Raw genomic sequence first — 21881 nt, 5'->3', positions numbered from 1 at the left:
CTCACCTCTAGCCGTTGTTCTCTTGCCATACTTGAATCTCGCTAAGCTGCGGATCCCGGACCCCTTGAATACGCGCCCCTTCATGCCGCCAACGCTGCAGTTGGCTCACAGTTGCCTCTGTAATGGTTTCTCCCGGATATAACACTGGTATACCCGGCGGGTAAGGAATGACCCATTCCGCCGCCTTGCGGCCGATGCTGCTCTCCAAAGAAACCGTTACGGTTATCCTCTCTTCCCGATCAAACAAAATCGGTTCCGGAACGATCGCGGACTGTTCGTCTTCTTCCTCGAACGGCGATGTCTCCTTCGGATTACCCTCTAGCGGTTTAATCCCCGGTGCACTTCCTTGCTTGCGCCCTGCGATGTCTGCCAATGCCGCCTTCAGCCTCTGCCCGTCCTCCAGCGTCGTTCCCGGCCCAAGCGCCAGCACGACATATCTCTCATCGGCCATTTCCGCAATGCAGAGCTGCTTCTCCAACTCGTCTCGCAGCGCAAAACCGGTCAGACAGCCCGATTCGTCGAACAGGACCAGCTTAAGAGGATCGTAGACGATATCGGCGCTTATATAATCCCCGTAACCCAACGCCCGGAACGACGTCTTCTCCAACGCTTTCACGACTTGCAGCGCCGCATCCATCGCGCTAGAGAACAAGCGTTCCTTGTCATTGTTCAGCTGCCATCTGGCCAAGTCCAACGACGCCATGATCGGGAAGGAGGGACTGGAGCTCTGTACCATCGTTAACGCTTGCCTGATCGCGGCTCTCGGAACGCGTTTTCCTTGCATATGCAGCATAGCGCCCATCGTCATTGCACCGAGCATTTTATGCGTCGATTGCACGACAACGTCCGCGCCTGCCTCCAGCGCCGATGGGGGAAATTGCGGGTGCGAACCGAAATGCGCTCCGTGCGCCTCGTCGACCATTACCGGCACGCCTCGGTTATGCGCGGCCGCAATAAGCGGCGACAGATCGACGCTCATCCCATAGTAATTCGGCGAAGACAGAATAAGCGCTTTAGCCTCCGGATAACGCGCCAACGCTTGCGTCGCCAGGCGCTCGTCCGGAACGGTCGCCAGTCCCGACAATCGATCGATCTGCGGTGACAGCAGCACTGCCCGAGCGCCCGCCAGCATTAGACCGTGAACGATCGATTTATGTACGTTGCGCTGCACGATAACGAGATCGCCCGGGCGACATAGGCCGACGATCATCGCCAGATTGCCCGACGTGCTGCCGCCTACGAGAAACCGGGTCTCCTCCGCCCCGAAGCATTCCGCTGCGAGAGCCTGCGCTTCAAGCAACGCCCCCTCCGGATGGTGCAGATCGTCGGTATCCGCCAGCTCCGTAACGTCCAGAGCAAGCAGCGCTTCGTAATAGGCGGCCGCCCGCCCATCGCCCCAGCTTGCCCTAGCTTTATGTCCCGGTACATGGAAAGCGGCCGCCTGCAGCCGATCGTGGGTGACCAGCGCTTCGAATAGAGGGGCTTTCTGTTGATCTAGCTTCACTCATCATTGCCCCCTCTGGGTTTTGATCTTATTATATCAGAACGAAAGACCGGACAGATTATCTGCCCGGTCTCTCGCAATCAAATATGGAAACGAACCCACAACTGTTTTAACTGTTTGACGAAAAAAGGATACCTCTCATCTTCCGCGCTTGTGTGCACCATCTCAGATTCGCATGACGTACATATAAATTCCGTAACAATCGTAATCCCTTCGTCCTTCGGCTCACCGCATACCATGCAGGTTTTCCGCTCGGTCGCCTCCATGAACGCCACCTCCGCCTTTTCCTATCGTTGCCTCTAGTATGTCCGAATTCTATGAAAATATACCTATTGATAGTTCGAAAACGGCTTGAAACATAACAATAAGCTTTCATTATTCCGATAGTAATGGACAGGAAGCGTTTTGCGCCGGGAGGAATATCGTGAATGAGCGAGCTGCAGTCCAAGAGAGAAGCTACTTTCTATAATTATACACTCGTTCGTAAAATAGCTCTTCGTCCAGAGAGTAAATATAGCTATATGTCCACCGCACTGCTGCTAGTTACTGTATTATACTTCATTGACGGCTGGTATGGATTGATCTATTCGATTATAGGCGCCGTTCTTATGCTGCTTGTACATGCCCTTGTATTGCGAATTACGCTAAGACGAGTCGACGAAATGTCGGAGAAAAAATGGACCTTCCGCCGAGACTGGCCATGGATCGGCCCTCTGCCGATCATGGATACGCAGCTAGCTCTATTTCGCCGACTTCACTTCCATCTGTTCCTCGTCGGGTGCTGCGTCTCCGGCTTGTTCTATCCGTGGGCCCCTTCCTCGCTCGTGATCTCGTTGGTGTATTGGCACATTTGGCTGTTAACCCCGCGCGTGAGACTGCTTCTTACACTGCGGCGTGAGCGCAGAGACGGCATCGTGCGGCTGGAAGCGAAGGAAGTGTCGTTCTACCACCAGTAACATGGGTTGAAAAATGGTTTTCCGTAAGAACTGTCTCGCCGGCCTCATTGACGGAAGCGCGCCAGTCCACCGTAACAGTCGGCTCCTCACACAACCCTCTTATGATGGAGCGATCCGTGAACTTCCGTCTGCGTTCCAATGGTCAAAGCCGGTATGTTCAACACGTAAACCGGCCTGATGCAATTTTCTTCTCCAACAGTCTGATTAATACACAAAAAACACCCGGTTAAGGGTGTTTCTCTTGTCTATCCAGCCTGGCGACGTCCTACTCTCCCAGGACCCTGCGGTCCAAGTACCATCGGCGCTGGAGGGCTTAACGGTCGTGTTCGGGATGGGTACGCGTGGAACCCCTCCGCCGTCATCACCAGACCAGATTGCTTCATTTCAAGCCATGTTTAACATGGCATTCAAAGCTTGCGCCCTGTTCGTAGCGATTTGCATCGCACGAGGTTAGGATAAGCCCTCGACCGATTAGTACTCGTCAGCTCCACACATTGCTGCGCTTCCACCCCGAGCCTATCAACCTGGTGTTCTTCCAGGGGTCTTACGAATTGGGAAATCTCATCTTGAGGCAGGCTTCGCGCTTAGATGCTTTCAGCGCTTATCCCTTCCGCACTTGGCTACCCAGCGATGCTCCTGGCGGAACAACTGGTACACCAGCGGTGCGTCCATCCCGGTCCTCTCGTACTAAGGACAGCCCCTCTCAAATTTCCTACGCCCGCGACAGATAGGGACCGAACTGTCTCACGACGTTCTGAACCCAGCTCGCGTACCGCTTTAATGGGCGAACAGCCCAACCCTTGGGACCTACTTCAGCCCCAGGATGCGATGAGCCGACATCGAGGTGCCAAACCTCCCCGTCGATGTGGACTCTTGGGGGAGATAAGCCTGTTATCCCCAGGGTAGCTTTTATCCGTTGAGCGATGGCCCTTCCATTCGGTACCACCGGATCACTAAGTCCGAGTTTCCTCCCTGCTCGACTTGTAGGTCTCGCAGTCAAGCTCCCTTATGCCTTTGCACTCTTCGCGCGATTTCCAACCGCGCTGAGGGAACCTTAGAGCGCCTCCGTTACTTTTTAGGAGGCGACCGCCCCAGTCAAACTGTCCGCCTGACACGGTCCCTCTGCCCGATTCAGGGCAGCAGGTTAGAACTCCGATACGATCAGGGTGGTATCCCAACGGCGCCTCCACTGAGGCTTGCGCCCCAGCTTCATCGGCTCCCACCTATCCTGTACAGACCGTACCAAAGTTCAATATCAAGCTACAGTAAAGCTCCATGGGGTCTTTCCGTCACGTCGCGGGTAACCTGCATCTTCACAGGTACTAAAATTTCACCGGATCTCTCGTTGAGACAGCGCCCAAGTCGTTACGCCATTCGTGCGGGTCAGAATTTACCTGACAAGGAATTTCGCTACCTTAGGACCGTTATAGTTACGGCCGCCGTTTACTGGGGCTTCGGTTCACAGCTTCGGGTTGCCCCTAACCACTCCCCTTAACCTTCCAGCACCGGGCAGGCGTCAGCCCGTATACTTCGCCTTACGGCTTCGCACAGACCTGTGTTTTTGCTAAACAGTCGCTTGGGCCTCTTCACTGCGGCCCCCTCGGGCTATTCACCCTACCGAGGCACCCCTTCTCCCGAAGTTACGGGGTCATTTTGCCGAGTTCCTTAACGAGAGTTCTTCCGCGCGCCTTAGAATTCTCATCTCGCCCACCTGTGTCGGTTTACGGTACGGGCACCTTCTCCTGGCTAGAGGCTTTTCTTGGCAGCGTGGGTGTACGACCTTCGGTACTGTGATTTTCCCTCCCCATCACAGCTCAAGGTTACAGTATGCGGATTTGCCTACATACCCCTCTCACTGCTTGGACGAGCACATCCATCGGCTCGCGTCGCTTCCCTCCTGCGTCCCCCCATCGCTCATAACGGATTACGGTGGTACAGGAATTTCAACCTGTTGTCCATCGACTACGCCTTTCGGCCTCGCCTTAGGTCCCGACTTACCCTGGGCGGACGAACCTACCCCAGGAACCCTTAGGCTTTCGGCGGACAGGATTCTCACCTGTCTTTTCGTTACTCATACCGGCATTCTCACTTGAATGCAGTCCACCAGTCCTTCCGGTCTGACTTCTACCCGCATTCAACGCTCCCCTACCCAAGCATGCCATAGCTTCGGTGGTGTGTTTAGCCCCGTTACATTTTCGGCGCAGAGTCACTCGACCAGTGAGCTATTACGCACTCTTTAAATGGTGGCTGCTTCTAAGCCAACATCCTGGTTGTCTTCGCAACTCCACATCCTTTCCCACTTAACACACACTTGGGGACCTTAGCTGATGATCTGGGCTCTTTCCCTCTTGACGACGGATCTTAGCACTCGCCGTCTGACTCCCGAGTATACATCCATGGCATTCGGAGTTTGACTGGACTTGGTAACCCTTGGCGGGCCCCGCACCCAATCAGTGCTCTACCTCCATGATGCTCAACCTCGAGGCTAGCCCTAAAGCTATTTCGGGGAGAACCAGCTATCTCCGAGTTCGATTGGAATTTCTCCCCTACCCCCACGTCATCCCAGAGCTTTTCAACGCTCACGAGTTCGGGCCTCCAGTGCGTGTTACCGCACCTTCACCCTGCACAGGGGTAGATCACACGGTTTCGGGTCTACGACCACGTACTTAAGCGCCCTATTCAGACTCGGTTTCCCTTCGGCTCCGCCTCATCAGCTTAACCTTGCACGTGAACGTAACTCGCCGGTTCATTCTACAAAAGGCACGCCATCACCCCTAGATCGGGCTCTGACTTCTTGTAAGCGCACGGTTTCAGGTTCTCTTTCACTCCGCTCCCGCGGTGCTTTTCACCTTTCCCTCACGGTACTGCTTCGCTATCGGTCGCCAGGGAGTATTTAGCCTTGGCAGATGGTCCTGCCGGATTCCCACGGGGTTTCACGTGTCCCGCGGTACTCAGGATCCGTCTCGGAGAGAACACACTTTCGGCTACAGGGCTTTTACCTTCTGTGGCAGGCCTTTCCAGACCTCTTCGCCTAATATGCTCTTTTATCACTCCATGTGAGACGTCCTACAACCCCAGAGAGCAAGCCCTCTGGTTTGGGCTAATCCGCTTTCGCTCGCCGCTACTGACGGAATCACTGTTGTTTTCTCTTCCTCAGGGTACTTAGATGTTTCAGTTCCCCTGGTATGCCTCCGACGAGCTATGTATTCACTCGAAGGTAACTATCCATTACGATAGCTGGGTTTCCCCATTCGGAAATCTCCGGATCAAAGCTCACTTACAGCTCCCCGAAGCATATCGCTGTTCGTCGCGTCCTTCATCGGCTCCTGGCGCCTAGGCATCCTCCGTGCGCACTTATTAGCTTAACCCAGTCGTTTGACACTAGTAAGGCAGAGATGCTTCATTCTTCTTCGCGCAGCATGCAATCGTTAGATTGTATGCAGTTTGGTTCGATATCCAGTTTTCAAGGTGCAAGGGATTATGAAATTGGTTGGCCTTAGTGGACTCGAACCACCGACCTCACCCTTATCAGGGGTGCGCTCTAACCAGCTGAGCTAAAGGCCAATATATGCGCCCGTTCCTGCTGGGCCTATAAGCTCTTCTCAGCCCAACTTCTTGAGTTGAGAAAAACCCGGCTTGGCAACGTCCTACTCTCCCAGGACCCTGCGGTCCAAGTACCATTGGCGCTGGAGGGCTTAACGGTCGTGTTCGGGATGGGTACGCGTGGAACCCCTCCGCCGTCATCACCAAACCGGTTTTGCGAAAGATTGCTCTTTCAAAACTGAACATGAGCGTAAGAAACGTTTGCCACTTCCTTGCGGACCGTGGACTTTGATTAGCTCCGAAGAGCTCCTTAGAAAGGAGGTGATCCAGCCGCACCTTCCGATACGGCTACCTTGTTACGACTTCACCCCAATCATCTACCCCACCTTCGGCGGCTGGCTCCCTTGCGGGTTACCCCACCGACTTCGGGTGTTGTAAACTCTCGTGGTGTGACGGGCGGTGTGTACAAGACCCGGGAACGTATTCACCGCGGCATGCTGATCCGCGATTACTAGCAATTCCGACTTCATGCAGGCGAGTTGCAGCCTGCAATCCGAACTGAGACCGGCTTTGTTGGGATTGGCTCCACCTCGCGGCTTCGCGGCCCTTTGTACCGGCCATTGTAGTACGTGTGTAGCCCAGGTCATAAGGGGCATGATGATTTGACGTCATCCCCGCCTTCCTCCGGTTTGTCACCGGCAGTCAACCTAGAGTGCCCACCATAACGTGCTGGCAACTAAGTTCAAGGGTTGCGCTCGTTGCGGGACTTAACCCAACATCTCACGACACGAGCTGACGACAACCATGCACCACCTGTCTCCTCTGTCCCGAAGGCCGCCGATATCTCTACCGGATTCAGAGGGATGTCAAGACCTGGTAAGGTTCTTCGCGTTGCTTCGAATTAAACCACATACTCCACTGCTTGTGCGGGTCCCCGTCAATTCCTTTGAGTTTCAGTCTTGCGACCGTACTCCCCAGGCGGAGTGCTTAATGTGTTAACTTCGGCACCGAGGGCATGATACCCCCAACACCTAGCACTCATCGTTTACGGCGTGGACTACCAGGGTATCTAATCCTGTTTGCTCCCCACGCTTTCGCGCCTCAGCGTCAGTTACAGTCCAGAGAGCCGCCTTCGCCACTGGTGTTCCTCCACATCTCTACGCATTTCACCGCTACACGTGGAATTCCGCTCTCCTCTTCTGCACTCAAGCTCCCCAGTTTCCAGTGCGTCACGGGGTTGAGCCCCGCACTTAAACACCAGACTTAAAGAGCCGCCTGCGCGCGCTTTACGCCCAATAATTCCGGACAACGCTTGCCCCCTACGTATTACCGCGGCTGCTGGCACGTAGTTAGCCGGGGCTTTCTTCTCAGGTACCGTCATCGGATCATCAGTTAAATGATCCTTATTCTTCCCTGGCAACAGAGCTTTACGACCCGAAAGCCTTCCTCACTCACGCGGCGTTGCTCCATCAGGCTTTCGCCCATTGTGGAAGATTCCCTACTGCTGCCTCCCGTAGGAGTCTGGGCCGTGTCTCAGTCCCAGTGTGGCCGTTCACCCTCTCAGGTCGGCTACGCATCGTCGCCTTGGTGAGCCGTTACCCCACCAACTAGCTAATGCGCCGCAGGCCCATCCTCAAGCCACAGATTGCTCCGTGTTTCCCGATCCGGTCATGCGACCAAACCGTGTATCCGGTCTTAGCATTCGTTTCCGAATGTTATCCCGATCTTGGGGGCAGGTTGCCTACGTGTTACTCACCCGTCCGCCGCTAACCTCATCAGGAGCAAGCTCCATCAGAGATCCGCTCGACTTGCATGTATTAGGCACGCCGCCAGCGTTCGTCCTGAGCCAGGATCAAACTCTCCATAATAGAGAGCCAGAAGGCTCATTACTTTATTGCTGGTTTGCCTTCCGACGACCGAAGCCGTCTTCCGACGTTTTTGTTTCTTACGCTCAATGTTCAGTTTTCAAAGAACAATCGGTGTTTCTTATTTCGTCACCGCGTCAACAGCGACCTTAATAATGTATCACATACGATTATACGATGCAAGCACTTTTTCAAAAAACTTTTTACGAGTTACTTTTGCTCAATTTCATGGCCGTAGAATAGGGATACGAAGCACCTCACTATAGGTAACGTCGAAATGAATAGCTTCTTTTAAAATTTGTAATGGTACAATTGTATTCAATAAAACTTATAGCGAAATTAAGTTATTGATAGATCGCGCCGAGGGCATATTTTTTAATAAAGGAGTTGTGTCAAATGAATAAGAATAAAAGTACAGAAATGAAACGCTCTTCAAAAGCAGAAAACATTCTGTCACAGATCAATAGTAAAACTAAGCTAGGCGACTTAAGAAAAATCGCGAAGGACATTAAAACAGATCACGAACTAGCTGTGGAACTTTGGTCAACCGAAGAGTTTTTGCCCAGACTATTAGCAATTTTAATTATGGACAAAAAACTTCTTTCAGAAGATGTGCTAAATAAGCTTGATACGGATGTGCAGATTCACACCTTCGATGAGCGAAATAACTTAATGGATTGGTTAATGGCTAATCAGCTCACCAAAGACAAGAAGACAATTGCTTTGATGGAGTTATGGGAAAATAGCCCTTCTGCTCTTCAAAGGCGTACCTTCTGGTATTATAATGCGCGATTGAGATGGACTGGACAAACACCGCCTGATAACAACGCAGACTTGCTATCTGCAATTGAAGCTAAGATTACGCAGGAAGAACCGGAAGTTCAATGGGCTATGAATTTCACCGCAGGCTGGATTGGCGTTTATGATCAAAAGAATCGGGCACGTTGTATTCAACTTGGTGAAAAAATGGGGCTTTATAAAGATGAAATGGTATCAAAGGGCTGTACTCCCAATTACTTGCCGGAGTTCATTGCGATTGAAGTGAACAAACGAAATAACAATTAGTTCCCCGAGAAATTCATTAGTGTTTGTTTGATATAACGATAAGTGACGGCGAGAGGGTATTTGCTATTGGCTCATCCATCCGTAGCCGTACCATGCGAGCATAGCTCTCGGATATGGAGGGTGACGATCTGCTCAATAGTCTCCGATGCGTAGAGCTCTGGGCGAAGCATTGCCATTATCGTCAAGCCTTCGATCAGCGCGGCCAATCTTAGCGTTTCGAGTTGGATGTCCACCGCAGCGGGCAGAAGCTGCGCCTGAGCTAGAATTTCAAGGACGGCTTTCGTCAGGTAATGGAGTCCGTCCGTCAGTTCGTCTTTTTTAGTCTGCAACGCCTCACTCCTGAGGGAACGGATGGCGAAAATCCACCAGACGCCGACAGCCGTTCGTTTTTCCGCATCCATAGGGAGCAGTTGTAACACAACTTCCTTCGCAGCCTTTATCGGAATATGGCTTATTACCAACCCCTCTGCCGCCCTGTCAACTCCCCTTGTCAAATAGTAATCCACGATAAATAACAACAGCTCGTCCTGCGTTGAAAAATAGTGCCGCAAGGCTCCGGGCGACAAACCTGCAGCCGCGGCGACGGCACGGATGGACGCATGTTCGATCCCTTTTTCCTCAATAATGCTCCATGCTGACTCGGCGATCCGTTTTCTTTGTTGCTCGTGGTCCACGATTTTCGGCAATGATAACCGCTCCCTTGTTTTAAAAAGCACAGTGTACTAAAATAAAACAATACAGTGTGTTATTTCATTTTGTATTCAGTTATAGCGCGCCGGGAGGACCACGTCAATAGGATTGAACCTGTTATGGTTGACGGGAGGGGATACGATGCAGGAGCAAATTGATGGAGTTTTTCGGTTTCGTACCACATGTTATTGTTGCAAACGCACGTTTTATGCCATCGAGGGGACTCAAGCCTACGACCATTTGAAACGAAACCGCAAAGGATTGCATTGCTGCGAAGAATGCAAAAACAGAATCGAACTCGAAGCGCAACTGGAGCTCGGAAGACGATTGTTGTACGGCAAATTTTAAGCTTCTCGGCGAAAAAGGATGAAGAGGCCGGCGCGTTGCCAAATACCCTCCGGACTAAAAGATGCCCCTACAGAAGCCAACGTGATGAAATCGTCTCGCTGTTTCTGAATGGGGCTGTTCTCTTTACTAAAGATAGCTTCTCGTCCAACTGCTCGGATTACCCCGAATTCGGAGCGCTTTGCTGGAACGATTGAACGTCGGGATGAACCGCCAATTGATCAACGAAATGTACGAGTATGCTTGCACTGGATACTTTGACGGTAAGATGAATTTTGACGCAGGACTCTCTTTTATCTGAACCGAACAAGTGCTCCTCTTTATTCACCGCCATATCTACAATGACGATCCCGCTATCTTCGATCAACTTCACGACTTCGTTTACGCGACCTGCCCGACAGCCGATCTTCATTTCCATTTTCATTTTACGCTTTACGGTGAAAAACTTCTTCTCCCAGCGATTAAGGAGGAACAAGCAGAACAGAACGAAAAAGGTCGTTAGAAGAGAAACGAAGTAGAAGCCGGCGCCCACGCATAGCCCGATCGCTGCCACAACCCACAGCGAAGCCGCGGTAGTCAGCCCCGAGATTGTAAATCCGTTGCGCATAATCGCGCCCGCTCCGAGAAACCCGATGCCGCTAATTACCTGTGCGGCAAGCCGCGCAGGATCCATCCTGACGTTCAACTCATCCGCGAATTGGGAGAAACCGTAAATGGACAGCAGCATAATCGCCGTAGCGCCTACGCATACCAGAATATGAGTCCGAAAGCCGGCAGCTCGATTGCTCCACTCCCGCTCCAATCCGACTAAGCCGCCGGCAGCTACGGACAATACGATTCTCAGCGATAATTCCCAATAGGAGATCGCCCATACCCCTTGACCCATCCCCGTTCTCCTCCAATATATGAAGATAGAGACACCGATTCTGTCCTATGCCTTCACCCGAAAGCATACAACCGAATACGGCGTCTCTTCATCTCAAGCCGATAACATGTATTTACTTATAGATTATTTCGTGGAGAACACTTCGACAATATGCCATTGGCGATTCAATCCCAGATTAACGATCTGTCCGTTGATCGAGATCATCGGACGGGTCGGATTCTGTCTGTCCGTAAAGACGATTTCCCCGATGCGTCCGTCATTAAGCTTAACGAATACGCCATTATGGAACTGTGTCGTCCTCTCGATAAAAGTCTGCACATACAGCGGATCCAGCTTGCCGAAAGATCCCGCATGAAGCTCTTCAAGAACGAGATACGGAGACTCGGCTTTGCGATACTTCCGATTGGACGTCATCGCATGGTACATGTCGGCAATCGCAACGATCTTGGCGTAAGGGTGAATTTTCTCCCCTTTGACCTTCAACGGATAGCCGCTGCCGTCAATCCGTTCATGATGCTGCAGCGCCGCGAGCCATATGCCTTGATTAAAAGATGCGATCCCTTCAAGCAGCTTAAATCCGTATACGGTGTGCTGTCTCATTTCCTGAATCTCTTCCGCTGTCAGCCCGGACGGCTTGTTGAAAATCGCCGGATCCACCTTAACGTTGCCGATATCGTGAAGCAATCCGGCCATGGCAATCGGCAACCAATCCTTCTCCGGGAACTTATTCCACTTGGCGAGCTGATAGGAAGTCATCGCGCACAGGATACTGTTGCGAATGAGGATATTCGGATCCCCAAGTGAAAGGGGGACAGAGAAGGTTAACACGTTGTAATCATGCATATGCCCGATCAAGGCGGTTAATCCATTGCGCAGATCGAGAACGGGAATTTTCTGACCGGAGCTTACCATGGAAATCGTACGCTGCAACTGCTTCTCCATCAGCAGAAATTCCTGCTGCAGCATAGTCAGCTTGGTTTCGGCAGTCGCCGCGATTTCGTTCGGATTTTCTTCCGCGGCAGACTCCTCGAGCCCGTTGCGAACAACCTCTATGCTAGGAATAAGGAAAGCCTGAAGAATTTCCATATCCCTCTCCGACAATACGCGTCCTTCCTGCAAAAGCACGCTCCCAAGAGCGGTCTGAACATCGCTGCTCAGACGATCGCCTAATTGTATCTGTGTAATCGGAATGGTCGGCATGCCGCATCTCCTTATCCGCCGTTGCCTAGCGAGAACAAGAAGACAGCCGGTTAGCTGTCTTCTCCTGCTCCTTCGCCATCAAGCTCGATCTGTTCAGAATCTGCATCGTCCTCGCTTCTTGGAGCCCGAGCTACGGTAGCTACGGAATCTTCGTCGCGAATATTGATCAGCTTAACGCCTTGAGTGATTCTGCCCATCGTATTGATGCCGGACATGCTCGTACGGATCAGCGTTCCGGAGGAAGTCATAATCATCAGATCTTCTTCGTCATGAACGACCTTCAAGCCGACGATTTCTCCGTTTTTATCCGTTACGTTCAACGTTTTGATGCCTTTGCCGCCACGAGTCTGAATGCGATATTCGGTCATCGGCGTCCGTTTGCCGTAGCCTTTGGACGTTACGATCAGCACGTCCTGCTCCGGCTCGACGACGTCCATGTCGATCACTTTATCGTTATCGTCCAGTTGAATGCCCTTCACGCCCGTTGCCGAACGCCCCATAGCGCGAACGTCGTCCTCGGAGAAACGAATGGACATGCCCTGGCTCGTTCCCATTACGATTTCTCGGGAGCCGTCCGTCAGCTTAACGCCGATCAGGTCATCATCCTCTCGCAAGGAAATCGCGATTAGACCGACTTTACGAATGTTCGCGTAGTCGTCGAGAGGCGTCTTCTTGACGATTCCGTTCCGGGTCGCAAAGAAGAGAAATTGATTCGGCTCGAACGATTCGACCGGAATCACCGCGTTGATCGTCTCTCCCTGCTCAATCTGGATCAGGTTGATGATCGGGGTTCCCTTCGCCGTTCGGCTGAGATCCGGAATCTCGTAAGCCTTCATCCGGAATACGCGGCCCTTGTTCGTAAAGAACAGCAAGTAGTGATGGGTATTGGAGATGAACAGATTTTCGATGAAATCCTCATCCTTCGTCCCCATTCCCATAATGCCTCTTCCGCCCCGCTTCTGGCTGCGGTAGGTCGAGACGGGAAGCCGCTTGATATAGCCCGCATGCGTCATTGTGATGACGACGTCATCGCGAGGAATCAGATCCTCGTCGAGAATTTCCTCGTCGCTGATCGTGATCTCCGTACGGCGCTCGTCGCCGTACTTCTGCTTGATCTCCTCAAGCTCTTCGTGAATGATATCGTTCACGAGCTGCGGATCGGAGAGAATCGCTTTGTACTCGGCGATCTTCGCAAGCAACTCGGCATACTCCTGCTCGATCTTCTCCCGTTCCAGTCCGGTCAGGCGCTGCAAGCGCATTTCGAGAATGGCCTGCGCCTGGTCGTGCGACAGTCCGAATCGCGTCATCAAACCTTCGCGGGCTTCCTCCGTCGTCTGGGAAGCGCGGATCAACGCGATGACTTCGTCCAGATGATCGAGCGCGATGCGCAGACCTTCGAGAATGTGGGCTCTGGCTTCCGCTTTCTTCAGATCGTATTCCGTACGTCTGCGAATAACTTCGACCTGATGCTGGATATAGTTGTGGAGCACGTCCTTCAGGTTAAGCACTTTAGGCTCGTTGTTAACCAACGCAAGCATGTTTACGCCGAAGCTCGTCTGCATCTGCGTCTGCTTGTAGAGGTTGTTGAGCACGACCGTCGGCGTCACATCGCGGCGCAGCTCGATAACGATCCGCATGCCGTTGCGGTCGGATTCGTCGCGAAGATCGGTAATGCCGTCGATCTTCTTCTCGCGCACCAGTTCGGCAATCTTCTCGACGAGTCTCGCCTTGTTAACTTGATACGGAATCTCGTGAACGAGAATGCGGGCTTTGCCGTTATTCTCTTCAATTGTCGCACGAGCCCTCATCGTTACCGAACCGCGTCCCGTTGCGTAGGCTTGGCGGATTCCGACGCGGCCAAGAATAAGACCGGCTGTCGGGAAGTCCGGACCTTTGACGTATTCCATCAGATCGTACGGCGTCAGCTCCGGATCGCGCAGCAGCGCTTGCGTGCCCTCGATCACTTCCTTGAGGTTGTGAGGCGGAATATTCGTCGCCATACCGACAGCGATGCCTGTCGTGCCGTTCACAAGCAGGTTCGGGAACCTGGCCGGCAGTACAACAGGCTCTATCTCTTCGCCGTCGTAGTTAGGCTGGTAGTTGATCGTTTCTTTGTTGATATCGCGGAGCATCTCCATCGCGATCTTGGATAACCGAGCTTCGGTATACCGCATCGCGGCCGCGGAGTCGCCGTCGATCGAACCGAAGTTGCCGTGACCGTCGACCAGCATGTAGCGAAGAGAGAAATCCTGCGCTTGGCGAACCATCGCTTCGTAGATCGAGGAATCACCGTGAGGGTGGTACTTACCGATAACTTCTCCGACGATTCTGGCCGATTTCTTGTAAGGCTTGTCCGGCGCCATTCCCAGCTCTGACATAGCGTACAGAATCCGTCTTTGAACCGGCTTCAACCCGTCGCGAACGTCCGGCAAAGCCCGGCTGACGATAATGCTCATGGCATAATCCATGAACGATTCCCGCATCTCGACCCCGATATCGCGATCGCGAAGCTGGGAGCGTTGTTCTTCCGACATGAAGATCCTCCTTAACGAATATACAAGCAGAACGCGCTTGCGAATCTGTACACCGCAAGGCGTATACCGTCATAGATTAGTAAATATGCAATGACTCCATTATACCATATTGCCGAAGGGAAAGGTTGGATGAACCCGCATGTCCATTCAGCGCGTACGCAGCAAACGGGCCAAAACTGAAGTCCTGCTTGCCGACCCCAGCCTTAAAGGTTACATTCCCGATAGCGACGGGTTCGACCGACTCACCGTGGAACGAATGCTTGAGAAATATGAAATGATCTATGTCAAACCGATCAACGGAACGTTCGGACGAGGCGTAATTCGAATCGAGAAGCATCCTGCTTCGTCATCCCCGTACCGCCTGCAATCCGGAGAAACCAAATATGAGTTTCCGACGTTCGACGATCTGTTTCGCAAACTGCTGTCGGTGAAGAAGCCGAAGAGTTACTTAAGCCAACAAGGCATCCATCTACTGAAACACCACGGCAGAAGATTCGATCTCCGGGTCATGGTGCAGAAAAATCCTCAAGCCTCCTGGGAAACGACAGGGATGATCGGACGCGTCGCCCATCCGCGCAAAATCGTTACCAACTACCATGCCGGGGGCACTCCGAAGTCGGTTCCAGCTCTGATGTCCGCGCATTTGTCACCCAATCAGCGGCGTTCATTCGAAGCTCGGCTGCGCAAGCTCGGAGTCTCCGTCGCCGAGGCCCTGGAACGAAAATATCCGAGATTAAAAGAAATCGGCATCGACATCGCCGTCGACGAGCAGCATAAGACCTGGATACTCGAAGTCAATACGCTGCCGGATCCCTTCTTGTTCAAGAAGCTTCCCGATAAATCCATCTTCCGCAAAATGTACGCTTATGCCACCGCCTACGGTCGCTTCAAACCTCGCAAACGCAAATCGTAACCCGCAGGGGGTATCTCCCTCGAGAGATACCCCCTGTCTGATCTTGCGCTTATACGTCCAAATTTTTAACGTATCGAGCGTACTGTTGAATAAACTCGCGTCGAGGCTCGACGTTATCGCCCATCAACGTATCGAACATGAGGTCGGCTTTGATCGCGTCTTCGATGCGCACCTGCAGCATCGTCCGGCTGGACGGGTCCATCGTCGTCTCCCACAGTTGATCCGCATTCATTTCTCCCAAACCTTTATACCGCTGAATGTTCAGCTTGGCGCCTTCTCCGAACTCGGCGATCGCTTCGTCCCGCTGCTTTTCGTTCATCGCATAGCGAACCGTCTTGTTCCGCTCAATCTTGAACAGCGGCGGCTGAGCGATGTAGACGTATCCTTCCTCGATCAGCTTGCGCATGAAGCGATAGAAGAACGTCAAGAGCAATGTCCGAATGTGCGCCCCGTCGACGTCGGCATCGGTCATGATGATGATCTTGTGATAACGAGCTTTCGTAATATCGAAGTCGTCGCTAATCCCGGTGCCGAGCGCCGTAATCATCGCCCGAATCTCCAGGTTGGACAAAATTTTATCCAGACGAGCTTTTTCTACGTTCAGTATTTTCCCCCGCAGAGGCAGGATCGCCTGGAAATGACGATCGCGGCCCTGCTTGGCCGATCCGCCCGCGGAGTCCCCTTCGACGATGTACAGCTCGGAGATCGCGGCGTCCTTGGAGGAGCAATCCGCCAGCTTGCCCGGCAGCGAGCTAACTTCAAGCGCGCTCTTGCGCCGCGTCAATTCCCGCGCCTTGCGCGCCGCTTCCCGCGCTCTGGCCGCCTGCAAACCCTTCTCCATAATTTTGCGGGCTACGGAAGGGTTCTCGTCCAGAAATTGCAGCAGCTTCTCGCTGAAAAACGACTCGACGATGCCGCGAACCTCGCTGTTGCCAAGCTTCGTCTTCGTCTGTCCTTCGAACTGAGGCTCGGGAATTTTCACGGAGATAATCGCCGTCAAGCCTTCCCGCACATCGTCGCCCGACAGGTTGGACTCGCTTTCCTTCACGAAGCCCATTTTCCGCGCATAGTCGTTAATGATCCGGGTCAAAGCGCTCTTGAAGCCAGACTCGTGCGTTCCGCCTTCATGCGTATTGATATTGTTCGCGAAAGAATACAAATTTTCGGAATAGCCGTCGTTATACTGCATTGCGACTTCGCAATGAATATGATCCTTCGCGCCTTCGACGTAAATCGGCTGCTCGTGCAGCGGCTCGCGCGTCTTGTTCAAATACTTGACGAACTCCACGATGCCCCCGTCGTAGTGGAACGAATCGTGCATATCGGTGCGCTCGTCGGTGAGCGTAATCTGAATCCCTTTGTTGAGGAATGCCAGCTCGCGAATCCGGCCGACGAGAGTCTCGTAATCGTAAATTGTCGTCTCGGTAAAAATCTCCGGATCCGGCTTGAACCTCGTTTGAGTTCCGGTCTCTTCCGTCTCCCCGATGACTTTCAGGTCGTATTGCGGAGCGCCGCGGCGGTATTCCTGCTGATGGATACGCCCGTCGCGCTTAACGGTAACGATAACCTGCTCGGACAGCGCGTTAACGACCGAGACGCCGACTCCGTGCAGACCGCCGGATACTTTATAGCCTTCTCCGCCGAATTTGCCGCCCGCGTGCAGAACGGTCATAACGACTTCAAGCGTAGACTTCTGCAGCTTCGCATTCAAACCGACCGGGATGCCCCGGCCGTTGTCGATGACGGTGATGCTGTTATCATCGTGTATGATGACGTCGATCCGCGTGCAATAGCCGGCCAACGCTTCGTCAATACTGTTATCGACGACCTCCCATACGAGATGGTGCAGCCCCTTGCCGCTGGTCGAACCAATGTACATGCCTGGACGCTTGCGAACCGCTTCCAGTCCTTCAAGCACCTGAATCTGACTTTCATCGTAACTATTTTGTTGATTAACGGACAAACCTTCCACCGCCTTCTTTACGTAACAGCTACCCTTCCAAAATTCGCGTCCTCTTCTTCAAAGTGGACGTGGAAATCGGAGAGTAATAAACCTTGTGCTCCGTGACGACGATCGACTTGGGATCTTCTTCTCCGATCGTTTCGACTTCCTTGTTCTTCTGCGCATGCAGAACGAACTGCCGCGACAGCTTCGAGGATTGCTCGATCGAAATATCGAAGATTGCGATGAGTTGCGACGTTCGAATTATCTTTTCTCCGCCCAGATGGATGTACACGAAGTTCCTCCTTAGCGCTAACGCAGCAATTGGCCGTCCTTCACATGAAAAATGGAGGCGTCCTTCAACCGGCTCATGTTGACGCTCTCCAATCCGGTTGTCGTGATGAAGGTCTGTACGCGGCTCTGAAACGTCTCGATAAGTTGGGTCTGTCTGGTCTGATCCAGCTCGGAAAGCACGTCGTCGAGCAGCAAGAGAGGGTATTCCCCGATCTCTTCGTGCATCAATTCCAATTCGGCCAGCTTAAGCGACAGCGCCGCCGTCCGCTGCTGCCCCTGGGAACCGAAAGACTGTACGTCCTTGCCGTTAATGGCGAACGTCAGATCGTCGCGGTGAGGACCGGTCAGCGTCGTGCCTCGCCTGAATTCCTGTTCCTTGCTCTGTGTTAACTTTATCATAAATTGCCCGAATAAAGAAGATTGATCTTGGCTATCCAAGCTGTCGGCAGTTCCGAACGAAGGTTTATAGTCTACCGTCAGATGTTCGGTTCCGCCGGTAATGCCCGCGTGGATCTTTTCCGCCCATTTCTGCAGCTGTAAGATAAAGTTTTTCCTTTTTTGCATCATTTTAACACCTGTCAGCGCAAGCTGTTCGTTCCAGACCTCCAACAGCTCGGGAGAAGCGCGGCGAATATCGGTCGATTTCAGATAGTTGTTGCGCTGCTGCAGAATTTTCTGATACTGCTGCATGTCGTACAAATAACCGGGATGCACCTGGCCGATCTCCATGTCCATGAACCGGCGGCGCACTCCCGGTGCTCCTTTGACGATATCCAAATCTTCCGGAGCGAACAGCACGACGTTAAGCGTCCCGACAAAGGTACTCAGCTTGCGTTGCTCCAACCCGTTGACTTTCGCTTTCTTCCCTTGCGCGGACAGCTGCAGCTCCAGGCTGACGTCGCCGACCCTGCGGCTCATCTGAGCCCGAATAACCGCCGAGGAACTGTTCCAGCTGATCAGCTCTTTATCCTTCGAGGTGCGATGGGATTTTGTAAGCGACAGCACGTGGATCGCTTCGAGCAAATTGGTCTTTCCCTGGGCGTTCGGTCCGATGAAAATATTGACGCCGCCTTCTGTCGTCAGCTTGACGGAATCGTAATTGCGATAGCCTTGCAGCTCCATCGCTTTTAATTGCATTAGCCACTCACTCTCCAACTGGCATAAACAGCCCCGGCCGGGTCACCGGGTTCCGATCGCGAACGATCCGAACCCTTCGACTTCGACGGTGTCCCCGACTCGCAGCTTGCGTCCTCTGCGATTATCGGGCTCCCCGTTCACAAGAACGCGCTTTTCCTGCAGAAAAAATTTCACTTCGCCGCCGGTTCCGATGCAATCCGCCAGCTTGAGGAATTGCCCGAGCGTAATGTATTCGGTCGAGATTCCGATGCTCTTCATCCGCTTCGCCTCAATTCGTCGTCCGGTAAGGAAGAATGAGATGCAAGCTGAGCTCGTGATCGTTCGGACGGATAATGATCGGGCTCATCGACCCGTTAAAGCCGATAAAAAGCTCTTCGCTGTCGAAGACCTTCAGAACGTCAAGCATATATTTGGAGTTAAAAGCGATTTTCAGCGGTTCCCCGCGCATAGCGCTGACGCTGAGCTGTTCCGTTACTTTGCCGAGCTCGGACGAGCTGGACGAAATTTCGATTCCGCCGTTATCCGTCGTGACGAGGCGAACGATGTTCGTCTTCTCTTCGCGGGAGAGCAAATAAGCCCGGTCGATGGAATCGCTGAGCTGCTTTGTATTGAGGACGAGTTCTGTTTTGAAGCTTTGCGGAATAATCTTGGAAGTATCGGGATAAGTTCCGTCGAGCATTCTCGAATAGAAAAGAACGTTGCCCAACTTGAACAGCACTTGGTTTTCGGCCACGACGATATCGACCATTACGTTCTGGTCCGGGACGATTTTCGAGAGCTCGCTCAGCGTTTTACCGGAAATCACGATGTTGGAGAAACGCACGTCTCCTGCATCGACGCTAATCTGGCGGCTGGCCAACCGGTGACGGTCGGTCGCAACGAATTTGTACACGCCGTCGTGCAGGTTCCACAGGACTCCGGTCAAAATCGGAGTCGATTCGTTAGTGGTTACGGCGAATACCGTCTGACGAATCATATCCCGCAGCAGATCGCCGGGGATCGACACGATTTGCTCCTCCGTCAAGGAAGGAAGCACAGGAAATTCCTCGGGATCGAGTCCGACGAGCTGGATCTCGGTCGCTCCGGACGTAATCATCGTCTGGAACCGTTCGCCGACTTCCATATGAACCTCTTCGTGAGGAAGCTTCTTGACGATTTCCACGAAAAATTTAGCGGTCAATACGACGCTTCCCGGTTTAACGACGGTAGCGATCGTCTTGTCCGCGGTCTCAAGCGGAATGAAGCTTTGGATTGAAATATCCGTATCGCTTGCGGTTAACGTAATACCGGAAAAATCGGCATCGATCTTAATGCCGCTCAAAATCGGGATTGTCGCTCTTGACGAAACCGCTTTGGATACGTGTTGAATCGCTTCGTTCAATTCGTTGCGCAATATCGTGAATTTCATGGATCCACCTCATCGGTTTTGTATATTGTAGCATGTTTTAAAAAATAAGTCGTAGTAGGGGCACTGAATATGTGGATAAGTGGGAAAAAGGTCGAAAACAACGCCTATCCACATGTGGATGTGTTGTGAACAGGCGTTGGGTGTATTTTCAGGTCAAGTTTTTAATTTTTTCGGTCAAGCTGTTGATAATTTTGTACAAGTCCTGATCGATCTTAAGCAGCTGCGAAATCTTCTCGTGCGCATGAATGACAGTCGTATGATCGCGCCCGCCGAACGCGTCTCCGATTTTCGGAAGAGAATAGTCGGTAAGCTCGCGAGAAAGATACATGGCGATCTGACGCGGGAAAGCGACGGCTTTGGTCCGCTTGCGCGCCTTGAAATCTTCCAGCTTAAGCCCGTAGTAGTCGCCGACCCGCTGCTGGATGTCCTGCATCGTAATGAGCCGGGTGCGGCCCGTCGGCAAAATGTCCTTCAGCGCTTCGGCCGCCAGATGGGCGGAGATATCCTGATTCGTGAGCGAGGAATAAGCGACGATGCGGATCAAGGCGCCTTCCAGCTCGCGAATGTTGGAGTCGATCATGTTGGCGATGTACATCATCGCTTCGTTAGGGATGTCGAGATTTTCCGCCTTCGCTTTCTTGCGGAGAATCGCGATCCGGGTCTCCAGATCGGGCGGTTGAATATCGGTGATCAGACCCCATTCGAACCGGGAGCGGAGCCGTTCTTCGAGTGTCGGAATCTCCTTGGGCGGGCGGTCGCTCGAGATGACGATCTGTTTATGTTCCTCATGGAGCGCGTTAAAGGTATGGAAGAACTCCTCCTGGGTTCCTTCCTTGCCGGCAAGAAACTGAATATCGTCGATGAGCAGCACGTCGATATTGCGGTACTTGTTGCGGAAGCTCTCGCCTCGGTTGTCGCGGATCGCGTTGATGAATTCGTTCGTGAACTTCTCGGAGGATAAGTACAGAACCTTCATATGCGGATTATGTTCCAATATATAATGGCCGATCGCATGCATGAGATGGGTTTTGCCGAGTCCGACGCCTCCGTACATGAAAAAAGGGTTGTACGATTTGGCCGGTAGCTCCGCGACAGCCAGCGAGGCGGCATGTGCGAACCGGTTGGCGGCGCCGATGACGAACGTGTCGAACGTATATTTCGGATTGAGCATATGCATAGTCGGTTCTTCGAGCGCGGCCTCGCGCGTAACCGAGATTTGCGGTACAGGCTCGGCGGGCTCGGGCGGGCGAACCTCTTCGATGGAAAATTTCACGTCGACGGTTCTGCCGATATAGTCGGAGATCGTCGAGGAGACGAGCTTCGTATAACGCGTTTCCAACCACTCCACGGCAAAGGTAGTCGGCGCGGTGACGAGTACGGCGTTCTCGCTGATGAACGCAGCCTTCGTCGACTTAAACCAAGTATCGAAGCTGGGCTTGCTTAGCTTCGTCTGGATGACCGACAACACCTGCTGCCAGATTTCATTGTTGGGGTTGTCCACGACAAATTCTCTCCTTTAACTCCTCACAAGGACAAAAAATATGCGGAAAACGTTCAGCCGAACGCAATTCGGCCAGTTATCCACATTATTCCCTGAAT

The 21881-nt window shown here is 52.7% G+C and carries 15 protein-coding genes, 1 tRNA gene and 4 rRNA genes; 3 read left to right on the top strand and 17 right to left on the bottom strand.

Annotation, left to right across the window (positions count from 1 at the left end; genetic code table 11):
- Nucleotides 1-7: 7 nt before the first annotated feature.
- Complete coding sequence (locus J4772_RS00100; protein ID WP_209073682.1) at nucleotides 8-1504, bottom strand: aminotransferase class I/II-fold pyridoxal phosphate-dependent enzyme; 1497 nt, start codon at nucleotides 1502-1504, stop codon at nucleotides 8-10.
- An 80-nt stretch (nucleotides 1505-1584) separates the two neighbouring features.
- Nucleotides 1585-1743 (bottom strand): sigma factor G inhibitor Gin, encoded by a 159-nt coding sequence (locus J4772_RS00095; protein WP_371822879.1) that lies wholly within the window; start codon nucleotides 1741-1743, stop codon nucleotides 1585-1587.
- Between the two features lie 189 nt (nucleotides 1744-1932).
- Here J4772_RS00095 and J4772_RS00090 point away from each other — a divergent pair, with 189 nt between their 5' ends.
- The gene (locus tag J4772_RS00090) at nucleotides 1933-2460 is read left to right on the top strand and encodes a transposase (protein ID WP_209073681.1); all 528 of its coding nucleotides are present in this window, start codon (nucleotides 1933-1935) and stop codon (nucleotides 2458-2460) included.
- Nucleotides 2461-2712: 252 nt separating this feature from the next.
- On the opposite strand, the gene rrf (J4772_RS00085) is transcribed toward J4772_RS00090, so the two are convergent.
- The 5 genes from rrf (J4772_RS00085) to J4772_RS00065 all read right to left on the bottom strand — a co-directional run bounded on the left by rrf (J4772_RS00085) (nucleotide 2713) and on the right by J4772_RS00065 (nucleotide 7871).
- Nucleotides 2713-2829: ribosomal RNA gene (gene rrf / locus J4772_RS00085) — 5S ribosomal RNA — on the bottom strand.
- Between the two features lie 82 nt (nucleotides 2830-2911).
- A 23S ribosomal RNA gene (locus J4772_RS00080) occupies nucleotides 2912-5828 on the bottom strand.
- A 119-nt stretch (nucleotides 5829-5947) separates the two neighbouring features.
- Nucleotides 5948-6024, bottom strand: a tRNA-Ile gene (locus J4772_RS00075).
- 70 nt (nucleotides 6025-6094) lie between these two features.
- Nucleotides 6095-6211 (bottom strand): 5S ribosomal RNA (rrf, locus tag J4772_RS00070).
- Nucleotides 6212-6317: 106 nt separating this feature from the next.
- Nucleotides 6318-7871 (bottom strand): 16S ribosomal RNA (locus J4772_RS00065).
- The 16S, 23S and 5S rRNA genes sit together here with 1 tRNA gene alongside, the layout of an rRNA operon.
- A 393-nt stretch (nucleotides 7872-8264) precedes the next feature.
- Between J4772_RS00065 and J4772_RS00060 the strand changes: the two genes are divergently transcribed.
- On the top strand, nucleotides 8265-8933 hold the full coding sequence (locus tag J4772_RS00060; protein ID WP_209073680.1) for a DNA alkylation repair protein: 669 nt from the start codon (nucleotides 8265-8267) through the stop codon (nucleotides 8931-8933).
- Nucleotides 8934-9004: 71 nt separating this feature from the next.
- Here the strand turns inward: J4772_RS00060 and J4772_RS00055 are convergent, their stop codons facing one another.
- The 4 genes from J4772_RS00055 to gyrA form a co-directional block, all read right to left on the bottom strand.
- Complete coding sequence (locus tag J4772_RS00055; RefSeq protein WP_209073679.1) at nucleotides 9005-9619, bottom strand: TetR/AcrR family transcriptional regulator; 615 nt, start codon at nucleotides 9617-9619, stop codon at nucleotides 9005-9007.
- A 509-nt stretch (nucleotides 9620-10128) separates the two neighbouring features.
- Nucleotides 10129-10854 carry an MgtC/SapB family protein gene (locus J4772_RS00050; protein ID WP_209073678.1) on the bottom strand — a complete coding sequence of 242 codons (726 nt, stop codon included), beginning with the start codon at nucleotides 10852-10854 and terminating at the stop codon, nucleotides 10129-10131.
- Between the two features lie 123 nt (nucleotides 10855-10977).
- Nucleotides 10978-12054, bottom strand: a complete 1077-nt coding sequence (locus J4772_RS00045; RefSeq protein ID WP_116060988.1) for an HD-GYP domain-containing protein — start codon at nucleotides 12052-12054, stop codon at nucleotides 10978-10980.
- Between the two features lie 50 nt (nucleotides 12055-12104).
- Nucleotides 12105-14588: a DNA gyrase subunit A gene (gene gyrA, locus J4772_RS00040; protein ID WP_209073677.1), complete on the bottom strand. Its 2484-nt coding sequence runs from the start codon at nucleotides 14586-14588 to the stop codon at nucleotides 12105-12107.
- A gap of 139 nt (nucleotides 14589-14727) precedes the next feature.
- Between gyrA and J4772_RS00035 the strand changes: the two genes are divergently transcribed.
- The gene (locus J4772_RS00035) at nucleotides 14728-15501 is read left to right on the top strand and encodes a YheC/YheD family protein (protein WP_209073676.1); all 774 of its coding nucleotides are present in this window, start codon (nucleotides 14728-14730) and stop codon (nucleotides 15499-15501) included.
- A 49-nt stretch (nucleotides 15502-15550) separates the two neighbouring features.
- Here the strand turns inward: J4772_RS00035 and gyrB are convergent, their stop codons facing one another.
- The 6 genes from gyrB to dnaA all read right to left on the bottom strand — a co-directional run bounded on the left by gyrB (nucleotide 15551) and on the right by dnaA (nucleotide 21783).
- A complete protein-coding gene (gyrB, locus tag J4772_RS00030) occupies nucleotides 15551-17464 on the bottom strand; it encodes a DNA topoisomerase (ATP-hydrolyzing) subunit B (RefSeq protein ID WP_116060985.1) in 1914 nt (637 codons plus the stop codon).
- A 28-nt stretch (nucleotides 17465-17492) separates the two neighbouring features.
- Nucleotides 17493-17738 (bottom strand): extracellular matrix regulator RemB, encoded by a 246-nt coding sequence (gene remB / locus J4772_RS00025; protein WP_116060984.1) that lies wholly within the window; start codon nucleotides 17736-17738, stop codon nucleotides 17493-17495.
- 17 nt (nucleotides 17739-17755) lie between these two features.
- Nucleotides 17756-18874 (bottom strand): DNA replication/repair protein RecF, encoded by a 1119-nt coding sequence (recF, locus tag J4772_RS00020; RefSeq protein ID WP_209073675.1) that lies wholly within the window; start codon nucleotides 18872-18874, stop codon nucleotides 17756-17758.
- A 42-nt stretch (nucleotides 18875-18916) separates the two neighbouring features.
- Nucleotides 18917-19132 (bottom strand): S4 domain-containing protein YaaA, encoded by a 216-nt coding sequence (gene yaaA, locus J4772_RS00015; RefSeq protein WP_116060982.1) that lies wholly within the window; start codon nucleotides 19130-19132, stop codon nucleotides 18917-18919.
- 10 nt (nucleotides 19133-19142) lie between these two features.
- On the bottom strand, nucleotides 19143-20282 hold the full coding sequence (dnaN, locus tag J4772_RS00010) for a DNA polymerase III subunit beta (RefSeq protein WP_209073674.1): 1140 nt from the start codon (nucleotides 20280-20282) through the stop codon (nucleotides 19143-19145).
- A 148-nt stretch (nucleotides 20283-20430) separates the two neighbouring features.
- Nucleotides 20431-21783, bottom strand: coding sequence for a chromosomal replication initiator protein DnaA (gene dnaA, locus J4772_RS00005; RefSeq protein WP_116060980.1), 1353 nt, complete (start codon nucleotides 21781-21783; stop codon nucleotides 20431-20433).
- Between the last annotated feature and the right edge of the window lie 98 nt (nucleotides 21784-21881).

The sequence above is a fragment of the Cohnella sp. LGH genome (genome assembly GCF_017671885.1).
GTDB classification, from domain to species: domain Bacteria; phylum Bacillota; class Bacilli; order Paenibacillales; family Paenibacillaceae; genus Cohnella; species Cohnella phaseoli.
The sequence above is the reverse complement of the archived record's forward strand: the minus strand, read 5'-3'. Positions and strand labels throughout refer to the sequence as shown.

Bases quoted from the DNA above. Each gene is read 5' to 3' on its own strand.
- J4772_RS00090 (WP_209073681.1), top strand. From the start codon at position 1,933: ATGAGCGAGCTGCAGTCCAAGAGAGAAGCTACTTTCTATAATTATACA.
- recF (WP_209073675.1), bottom strand. From the start codon at position 18,874: ATGCAATTAAAAGCGATGGAGCTGCAAGGCTATCGCAATTACGATTCC.
- J4772_RS00060 (WP_209073680.1), top strand. From the start codon at position 8,265: ATGAATAAGAATAAAAGTACAGAAATGAAACGCTCTTCAAAAGCAGAA.
- J4772_RS00095 (WP_371822879.1), bottom strand. From the start codon at position 1,743: ATGGTATGCGGTGAGCCGAAGGACGAAGGGATTACGATTGTTACGGAA.
- gyrA (WP_209073677.1), bottom strand. From the start codon at position 14,588: ATGTCGGAAGAACAACGCTCCCAGCTTCGCGATCGCGATATCGGGGTC.
- J4772_RS00035 (WP_209073676.1), top strand. From the start codon at position 14,728: ATGTCCATTCAGCGCGTACGCAGCAAACGGGCCAAAACTGAAGTCCTG.
- dnaN (WP_209073674.1), bottom strand. From the start codon at position 20,282: ATGAAATTCACGATATTGCGCAACGAATTGAACGAAGCGATTCAACAC.
- yaaA (WP_116060982.1), bottom strand. From the start codon at position 19,132: ATGAAGAGCATCGGAATCTCGACCGAATACATTACGCTCGGGCAATTC.
- J4772_RS00045 (WP_116060988.1), bottom strand. From the start codon at position 12,054: ATGCCGACCATTCCGATTACACAGATACAATTAGGCGATCGTCTGAGC.
- J4772_RS00050 (WP_209073678.1), bottom strand. From the start codon at position 10,854: ATGGGTCAAGGGGTATGGGCGATCTCCTATTGGGAATTATCGCTGAGA.